The 8,105-nt window shown below is 67.4% G+C and carries 8 protein-coding genes; 3 read left to right on the forward strand and 5 right to left on the reverse strand.

The window, feature by feature from the left end:
• Window positions 1-91: 91 nt before the first annotated feature.
• A complete protein-coding gene (locus FE256_RS16815; protein WP_138177958.1) occupies window positions 92-799 on the forward strand; it encodes a thioredoxin-like domain-containing protein in 708 nt (235 codons plus the stop codon).
• A 1-nt stretch (window position 800) separates the two neighbouring features.
• Window positions 801-1,472, forward strand: a complete 672-nt coding sequence (locus FE256_RS16820) for a DUF305 domain-containing protein (protein ID WP_138177960.1) — start codon at window positions 801-803, stop codon at window positions 1,470-1,472.
• A gap of 71 nt (window positions 1,473-1,543) precedes the next feature.
• Here the strand turns inward: FE256_RS16820 and FE256_RS16825 are convergent, their stop codons facing one another.
• From FE256_RS16825 to FE256_RS16835, 3 genes are all read right to left on the reverse strand, one after another.
• Window positions 1,544-2,521, reverse strand: coding sequence for a carbohydrate ABC transporter permease (locus FE256_RS16825; protein WP_138177962.1), 978 nt, complete (start codon window positions 2,519-2,521; stop codon window positions 1,544-1,546).
• Entirely contained in the window at window positions 2,518-3,873 is a 1,356-nt protein-coding gene (locus FE256_RS16830) for a carbohydrate ABC transporter permease (protein WP_394529681.1), read from the reverse strand. Before FE256_RS16830 ends, FE256_RS16825 begins: the two co-directional genes overlap by 4 nt.
• Window positions 3,874-4,000: 127 nt before the next feature.
• Window positions 4,001-5,332 carry an ABC transporter substrate-binding protein gene (locus FE256_RS16835; protein ID WP_138177964.1) on the reverse strand — a complete coding sequence of 444 codons (1,332 nt, stop codon included), beginning with the start codon at window positions 5,330-5,332 and terminating at the stop codon, window positions 4,001-4,003.
• 238 nt (window positions 5,333-5,570) lie between these two features.
• Here FE256_RS16835 and FE256_RS16840 point away from each other — a divergent pair, with 238 nt between their 5' ends.
• Window positions 5,571-6,578: a LacI family DNA-binding transcriptional regulator gene (locus tag FE256_RS16840; RefSeq protein WP_138177965.1), complete on the forward strand. Its 1,008-nt coding sequence runs from the start codon at window positions 5,571-5,573 to the stop codon at window positions 6,576-6,578.
• A gap of 350 nt (window positions 6,579-6,928) precedes the next feature.
• On the opposite strand, the gene rplL is transcribed toward FE256_RS16840, so the two are convergent.
• Both rplL and rplJ read right to left on the reverse strand, forming a co-directional pair.
• A complete protein-coding gene (gene rplL, locus FE256_RS16845; protein WP_076494519.1) occupies window positions 6,929-7,315 on the reverse strand; it encodes a 50S ribosomal protein L7/L12 in 387 nt (128 codons plus the stop codon).
• A gap of 38 nt (window positions 7,316-7,353) precedes the next feature.
• On the reverse strand, window positions 7,354-7,869 hold the full coding sequence (gene rplJ, locus FE256_RS16850; protein WP_138177968.1) for a 50S ribosomal protein L10: 516 nt from the start codon (window positions 7,867-7,869) through the stop codon (window positions 7,354-7,356).
• Window positions 7,870-8,105 lie beyond the last annotated feature (236 nt).

Consider the following 8,105-nt stretch of genomic DNA (forward strand, 5'->3'; position numbering starts at 1 on the left):
CCTCCCAGGCGACCACCCCATTCAGCCGCATAGGCTGGGCGCATCGGCCCGCGCCGAGCCTCCCGCCCCAGAGAGAGACAGCACAGACCGCATGAGCCCCTCCCCCGACAAGCGCAAGAGCGGCAACCCCGCCACGCAGGCCGAGATCGACCTGACCGTCAAGCAGCAGCGTGAGCAGAAGCGACAGCAGAAGCTCGCCGAGTACCAGAAGCAGATCGAGCGCCGCAAGCGCGGCAAGCTCGTGTGGTGGGTCGTCGGATCGACAGCCGCGCTCGCGGTGATCGGCCTCGTCGTGGCATCCTTCGTGTTCGCCCCGGCACCCCCGCCCAGCTACCAAGCCGGCAACAGCACGGGTCGCGAGATCCAGGGCGTGGAGACTTTCGAGAACCGCTCCGACCACGTGCAGGGCGCCGTCACGTACGAGCAGACCCCGCCCGCCGGCGGCCCGCACAACCCGATCTGGCTCAACTGCGGCGTCTACACCGAGCCGCAGCCGAACGAGAACGCGGTGCACTCCCTCGAGCACGGTGCGATCTGGATCACCTACGATCCCCAGCGCGTCGACGCGGCCGGCATCGACGCCCTGAAGGCGGTCATGCCTTCCAGCTACGCGCTGATGTCGCCGTACCCCGGCATGGAGAGCCCCATCGCGGTGAGCGCGTGGAACCACCAGCTGAAGGTGGACGACCCGAGCGACCCCCGCATCGCGGAGTTCTTCACCGAGTTCTGGCGCAGCCAGAACGCGCCCGAGCCCAACGCCGCCTGCTCGGGAGCGGTCGACGGCCCCGGCAAGGCCTGACGTGAGCGACGACGCACCCGTCGCGCGGCCCGCGACGCGACGGGTCGTCGTCGCCGTCGCGGTGGTCGCCCTGCTCGCCGTCGCCTTCGCGATCGGCCGGTTCACGGCTTTCGGCGCGTCGGCGGCGCCGACCACGCCCTCGACCGTGTCCGCCGACGCGGGTTTCGCGCGCGACATGCAGGTGCACCACACGCAGGCGGTGCTCATGGCGATGGAGATCTACCGCAAGACCTCCGACGACGAGCTGCGCACCCTGTCGTACGACATCGCCACGACGCAGGCGGGCCAGCGCGGTGAGATGTTCGGCTGGCTCGTGCAGTGGGGCCTTCCGCAGGCGTCGTCACAGCCGCTCATGCAGTGGATGGTCGCCTCGAGCGCCCACAGCCACGGTGACACCTCGGCCCTCTCGCAGGACGAGCTGCTCGCCCAGATGGGCATGGCCTCGGATGCCGAGCTCGACGAGCTTCGCACGCTCGAGGGACAGCCCGCCGACTGCCTGTTCCTCGAGCTCATGATCCGCCATCACCAGGGCGCGATCCCGATGGCCGAAGCCGTGATCGAGCTCGGGAGCGACGCGCGCGTGAAGGACGTGGCGCAGACGATCGTCGCCGGCCAGTCGGCCGAGATCGACGCGATGCGCGACATCCAGTCGCGTCTGGCCTGCGCCGGCTGAGAACCTCCGCGGACGCCGAAGGGCGTGGCATCCGATCTCCGGATGCCACGCCCTTCGTGTTCGTCGAGGTGTCAGCCCTTCGTCGCGCCCGCGAGGAGCCCGCGGACGAAGAACCGCTGCAGCAGGAAGAACACGATCAGGGGGACCAGGATCGAGATGAACGTTCCCGCCGACTGGAGGAACCACTGGTCGCCCCACGTTCCCGACAGCGAGTTCAGCGATTGCGTCAGTGGGAGCGACGACGATGGCGCGAAGATCGTCGCGACCAGCAGGTCGTTCCACACCCAGATGAACTCCAACACCGCGAACGAGGCCAGCGCGGGAGCCGCGAGCGGCAGGATCAGGCGGAAGAACACCTGACCGTGTCCGGCACCGTCGACGCGAGCCGCCTCGATGACCTCGTGCGGGATCTCGGCGATGAAGTTGTGCAGGAGGAAGATCGCCAGCGGCATCGCGAAGATGACGTGGGCGATCCACACCGTGGCGAAGCTGTGCTCCACCCCGCGCAGGTCGAACCCGGGGAAGATCGTCACCTCGTTGATCGTCAGACCACGGGAGAACAGGCTCAGCAGCGGGACGAGGGCCATCTGCAGCGGCACGATCTGGAGCGCGAAGATGAAGATGAAGAAGAAGTTGCGGCCCTTGAAGTCGATCCACGCGAAGGCGTAGGCGATCAGCGACGCGATCGCGAGGGCGAACAGCACCACCGGGATCGTGATGGCCAGCGAGTTCAAGAACGACGCGGCCAGCGTCAGGGCGGTCCCGCCCGAGGTCAGCGCGAGACGGTAGTTCTCGAGCGTGAACGACGGGTCGGTGAACACCGTCCACCATCCGGTGGACTGCGTGTCCGAACCGGGACGGAACGACGTGATGAACAAGCCGAACGTCGGGATGGTCCAGAAGAACGCGATCGCGATCGCGGCGATCGTGGCGCCCTTCGACGTGAGGCGCTTGCGCGCCATCGCCTCGTGGCGACGGGTGTCCCGGGCGACCTGACGAGCCGAACGATTGTCTGACGTGGGCTCGAGCACGACGGTGGAGGTCGTCATCGCACTTCCCTCTGCTTCCGGATCTGGCGCACGTTGAAGATGATCAGCGGCAGGACGAACAGGAACAGCACCACGGCCAGCGCTGCGGAGTGCCCGTAGCTCTGGAACCGCTGCTGCTGGTTGACCATCTCGAAGGCGAGGACGGTGGAGTCGTTGCGTCCACCGGTCATGACCGCGACGATGTCGTAGATCTTCAGCGCGCCGATCGCGATCGTGGTGAGAACCACGATGAGCGACGAACGGATGCCGGGGATCGTGACGTTGATGAAGCGCTGCCACGCGTTGGCGCCGTCCAGCTCCGCCGCTTCGTTCTGCTCCGGCGGCACCGCCTTGATCGCGGCGGACAGGATGACCATGGCCAGACCCGTCTGGCTCCAGATGAACACGACGACCAGGAGCAGGGTGTTGACGAGCGGGGTGGCCGCGAGCCACGACACCGGCTGTCCGCCCAGTCCCGTCACGATGGCGTTGAGGACACCGATCTGGTCGCCCTGGCGGAAGTCGTAGACGAACTTCCAGATGATGCCCGCGCCGACGAACGAGATGGCGAACGGCATGAAGATGAGCACCTTGAGGTACTTCTCCCCGGCCGCCCGGTCGATGAACACCGCGTAAGCCAGACCGATCGCCGTGGCGAAGGTGGGGGCCAGGAGCACCCAGATGAGGGTGTTGATGACCGACCAGAAGCCCTCGGGGTTCGTGAAGGTCCAGATGTAGTTCTCGAGGCCGACGAAGTTCTCGCCGGTCTTGTCCAGGAACGACTGCACGAGGGTGGAGATGGCCGGGTAGACCAGACCCATCAGCAGGAGGATCGACGCGGGTGCGGCGAACAGGATGAGCTGGAACAGGTAGCCGGCGCCCTGGCGGGAGCGGTAGTCGGCGTAGAAGAGCACGCCGCCGAGGATCACGGCGATGCCGAGCACGTAGATGACCGCGTTCTGGTACGGGCGCAGCAGCATGAAGGCCAGGACCGGGATCGCGAAGCACGCGACCAGTCGCAGCCAGAAGTACCCCCTGCCCGAGCGCGGCGCGTACTCGATGAGCAGCAGCAGCAGTCCCACGACCGCGCCGAAGGCGACGAGCACGATCGGGATCTGCACGAGCGGGTTCATCTCGCCCAGCGTCTTGAAGAAGCTGTTCAGCGAGAAGCCGATGGTGGTGGGCTTGGTCTCGGCCGGCGCCCGCGTCACCATGAACAGGAAAAGTGCCACCGCGGCGATGAGCGCGATGACGACGACCGTGACGGTCGTCCGGTGCCTCCGTGCGAGATCGCGCGGCACCGACTCGGCGTCCGCTCGTCCGCGTCGGGGAGATGCCGCCGGGGGCTTCTCCGCCTGGCTGGTCTGGGTCATGACTTCCCTCCCGAACACGCCCTCGTGCTCATCGGTGGACGGGCCGGCTCAGCGGCACCGTGATGGGGGTTACGGTACCGGTGGGCCGCCCGCCGAAGCGGACGGCCCACCGGTCAGGCGGTTCGGATCAGTTGTTGTAACCGGCCTGGATGTCGCTCAGCACCGTGTCGGTCGGCGTGCCGTCGATCCAGCTCACCATGCCCTTCCAGAACGAGCCCGCGCCGACGGTAGCCGGCATCAGGTCGGAGGCGTCGAAGCGCAGCGTCGTCTTCGGGTCCTGCAGCGTCTTCATCGCCTCGGTGAGGAACTCGCTGGAGGCGAGCGACGGGTCCGCACCCTTGTTGGCCGAGATCACGCCGCCGAGCTTGACGCGGGCGTCCGCGAACTCGGGAGTCGACATGAACTCGACGACCTTCTGGACGTTCGCGTCGTCGGAGAAGGACGCGACGAATTCGCCGCCACCCTCGACCGCGAGTTCGCCTTCCTTCACACCCGGGAGCAGGAACGCGTACACGTCACCGTCGGGCGCGATGGTCGGGGTCTCGCCCGCGGCGGTCTTCACCGTGAGGAAGTTCGCGGAGAGGAACGACGCCTGGTGGGTCATCGGGCAGCTGCCGTCGGCGACCTTGGCGGCGACGTCGGCAAAGGCCGTCGAGTTGATGCTCTTGACGTCACCGAAGCCGGCGTTGACGTACGCCGGGTTCAGGAGGATCTCCCCCACCGCGTCGAAGGCCTGCTTGATCTGCGGGTCGGTGAACTTGACCTCGTTGGCCACCCACTGGTCGTAGACCTCGGGGCCGGACTGGCGCAGGACCATGTCCTCGACCCAGTCGGTTCCGGGCCAGCCGGAGGCGGCGTCGGACGCGAAGCCCGCGCACCACGGGGCGGCGCCGGTCTTCTGCTGGATCGTCTGAGTCAGGGTCAGGAGCTCGTCGAAGGTCTTGGGGACCTGGACGCCCCACTCGGCGAACTTGGTCGGCGAATACCAGACATAGCCCTTGAGGTTGGCGAGCATCGGGGCGGCGTAGAAGGTGCCGTCCTCGGTGCCGTACGACTTCCAGTCCTCGCCCCAGTACTCGTCGACGTTGGCGGAGACGGCGTCGGACGCCTTCTGGACCTCGCCCGTACCGATGAGGGTCTTGAGAAGACCGGGCTGCGGGACGATGGCGATGTCGGGGGCGTCGCCACCGGACACCTTGGTCACGATGTTGCCCTCGAAGCTCTTGTCGCCGGTGTAGACGACCTTGATGCCGGTGTCCTTCGTGAACTGGTCGAAGCTTTGGTTCAGCGCGTCGGCCTCGGTGCCGGTGATACCGCCGGAGATGCGAACGGTGGTGGTGCCCTCCGAGCCACTGCCGGATCCGCCCGAGTCGCCCTCGGCGCAGCCGGCGAGCGCGATGGCACCGACCGCCAGCAGACCGACGGGGGCCAGCAGGCGATACCGCTGTGACATGCCCATGTGATTTCTCCTCTTTGAGTTCTGTGCTGCACCGGAACCCGTCGGGAACCGATTCCAGATCACCGTAAGCGACAACAACCCCCAGCGCAATACAGTTTGATCACGACTCAGTAACTGGCGGATTTGCGGGCGAATTCCGCGCGGAGACGTGAAGGAACCGGTTCCAGATTCTGAGATTGTCGGATACTCTTCATGACGTCGACACCGACGTCGAAAGACCCTTCGAGGAAGACGGCTCATGAGCGGAATCGCCGATGTGGCACGCCTGGCAGGCGTGTCGAAGTCGACGGCGAGCAGGGCGCTGACCGGCGGCGGATACGTCTCCGACGACACCCGTCGACGCGTCACGGACGCCGCGGCATCCCTGGGCTACGTCCCGTCCACGAGTGCCGTGAGCCTGGCGACGGGACGCACGCGCACGGTCGCGCTGATCGTGCCCAAGGTCAACCGGTGGTACTTCGGGGCGATCATCGAGGGCGTCGAGCGCTCGCTCATCTCGCAGGGCTACGACGTCACCCTGTACGTCGCCGAGCCCGGGTCGCGAGATCGCGAGAGCCTGTACGCGACCTACCTCGCCCGCAAGAGGTTCGACGGGATCATCGCCGTCGCCCTCGAGCCCGGCGACACCGATCTGGAACGCCTCCTCGCGATCGACAAGCAGACCGTGTGCATCGGCAATCCCCTGCAGGGCATCCCGACCCTGGGCCTGGACAACATCGGGATCACGCGCATCACGACGCAGCATCTCATCGCGTTGGGCCACACCGATATCGCGTTCGTCGGCAGCACGCCCCCGACCGATGCACCGGCGCGCGACGTCGACGAGCGCTCGATCGGGTACCGCAACGCGATGAACGACAGTGGGCTCGCGGTGCGCATCCGCAACGTCCCCTCGACGCTGACGATCACCGACGCCTACGCCGCAGCGGCATCCTTCCTCGCCGACGCCGCCTCGCGCCCCACCGGCGTGGTCGCGGCGTGCGACGAGGTGGCGGTCGGGGTGATCATCGCGGCCCGCCGGATGGGCATCTCGGTGCCCACCGAGCTGAGCGTCGTGGGCATCGACGGCCACGACTACGCCGAGATGTTCGCCCTGACGACCGTCGAGCAGTACCCGGAGGCCCAGGGGGTCGAGGCCACCCGCCTGCTGTTGTCGATGCTCGAGGGAGCGCAGCCCCCGCAGCGGTCGCTCGCGGCCACCCGCTTGGTCGTGCGGGCCTCGACCGCTCCCCCGCGCGCGATGTGAGACGACGGGCAGGCTGCGTTGCCGCGCGCTCGCTCCCCTCTCAGCAGCAACGCTGGTGGCAGGAGCGGTCCCGCAGCGACCAGCCGCCGAGGTCCTGAGGGGCGTCTCCCGTGTTGTAGGGCTGGACGAAGGTCCGGTTGCAGGTGGGCTCGGCGCTACCGCCCCTGACCTGCGTCTCGGCGATCACCGCCTGGGGGTCGTCGACCGCGAAGACGCGTGCGGCGCGAGTCGGCCCCGCGGAGCGCCTGTCCCTGTCTCACCCGCGCCGAACCGGGCGCCATCCCCCGGAGACGACGAAGGCCCGGATGCCGTGGCATCCGGGCCTTCGTGTACCGCGAAGGTGAACTGAATTACTTCAGGGTCACCGAAGCGCCGGCCTCCTCGAGGGCAGCCTTCGCCTTCTCGGCGGTCTCCTTGTTCGCGCCCTCGAGCACGGCCTTGGGGGCACCGTCGACGACGGCCTTGGCCTCGCCGAGGCCGAGCGAGGTGAGCTCGCGGACGACCTTGATGACCTGGATCTTCTTGTCGCCGGCGGCCTCGAGGACGACGTCGAACGAGTCCTTCTCCTCGACCTCTTCGGCGGGGGCGCCACCGGCGGGGCCGGCTGCGGCCACGGCCACGGGGGCGGCGGCGGTGACGTCGAACGTCTCCTCGAACGCCTTCACGAACTCGGAGAGCTCGATGAGGGTGAGCTCCTTGAACGCGTCGAGCAGCTCTTCGGTGCTGAGCTTAGCCATTGTGTTTCTCCTTGATCGGGATTGTCAGCCGGGCCGGGTCAGGCCGCGGTGTCCTGCTTCTCGCGCAGCGCGTCGACCGTGCGAACGGCCTTCGACGGAAGCGCCTGGAAGACGTATGCCGCCTTGGTCATCGTCGCCTTCATCGCACCGGCGAGCTTCGCCAGCAGGACTTCACGGCTCTCGAGATCGGCGAGCTTGTTGACCTCATCCGCGGTCAGTGCAGCGCCATCGAAGTAGCCGCCCTTCACCACGAGCTGAGGGTTAGCCTTGGCGAAGGCACGCAGGCCCTTCGCGACGGCGACGGGGTCGCCGTGCACGAACGCGATGGCAGACGGGCCCTTGAGCTCGTCGTCCAGTCCCGTGACCCCCGCGTTTGCCGCGGCGATCTTGGTCAGCGTGTTCTTCACCACGGCGTACTCCGCGTCCTGACGGATGTCGTTGCGCAGCTGCTTGAGCTGGGCAACCGTCAGACCGCGGTACTCGGTCAGCAGAACGGCGGTCGAGTTCTCGAAGTGCTTCGTGAGCTCGGCGACCGATGCATCCTTCTGCGCCATGGCCACTCCTTGTGTGTACGAGGCGCTCCGCGGAAGCGGGGCGCCAGCCGAAGACACCGCGCGGCGGCAAAAAAGAAGAGCTCCGGCGCAGGCGCACGGAGCTCGGATTCCCGATTGGGAGGAGTTTCATGTCACCTGCGCAGGTCCTCTGCCTCTCGGCAGACGCTTCGATCGGGTGCGAGCACTCCGATGACCGGCGGTCTTTGGCTTGCCCTCACTCTACCAACCCACCACTC

The organism is Microbacterium sp. 5K110, from assembly GCF_005774735.1.
In the GTDB taxonomy this organism is placed as follows: domain Bacteria; phylum Actinomycetota; class Actinomycetes; order Actinomycetales; family Microbacteriaceae; genus Microbacterium.

Excerpts from the sequence above, each read along its gene's own strand:
- FE256_RS16815 (WP_138177958.1), top strand. The coding sequence starts at position 92 with ATGAGCCCCTCCCCCGACAAGCGCAAGAGCGGCAACCCCGCCACGCAG.
- FE256_RS16825 (WP_138177962.1), bottom strand. The coding sequence starts at position 2,521 with ATGACGACCTCCACCGTCGTGCTCGAGCCCACGTCAGACAATCGTTCG.
- FE256_RS16830 (WP_394529681.1), bottom strand. The coding sequence starts at position 3,873 with ATGACCCAGACCAGCCAGGCGGAGAAGCCCCCGGCGGCATCTCCCCGA.
- FE256_RS16835 (WP_138177964.1), bottom strand. The coding sequence starts at position 5,332 with ATGGGCATGTCACAGCGGTATCGCCTGCTGGCCCCCGTCGGTCTGCTG.
- FE256_RS16840 (WP_138177965.1), top strand. The coding sequence starts at position 5,571 with ATGAGCGGAATCGCCGATGTGGCACGCCTGGCAGGCGTGTCGAAGTCG.
- rplL (WP_076494519.1), bottom strand. The coding sequence starts at position 7,315 with ATGGCTAAGCTCAGCACCGAAGAGCTGCTCGACGCGTTCAAGGAGCTC.
- rplJ (WP_138177968.1), bottom strand. The coding sequence starts at position 7,869 with ATGGCGCAGAAGGATGCATCGGTCGCCGAGCTCACGAAGCACTTCGAG.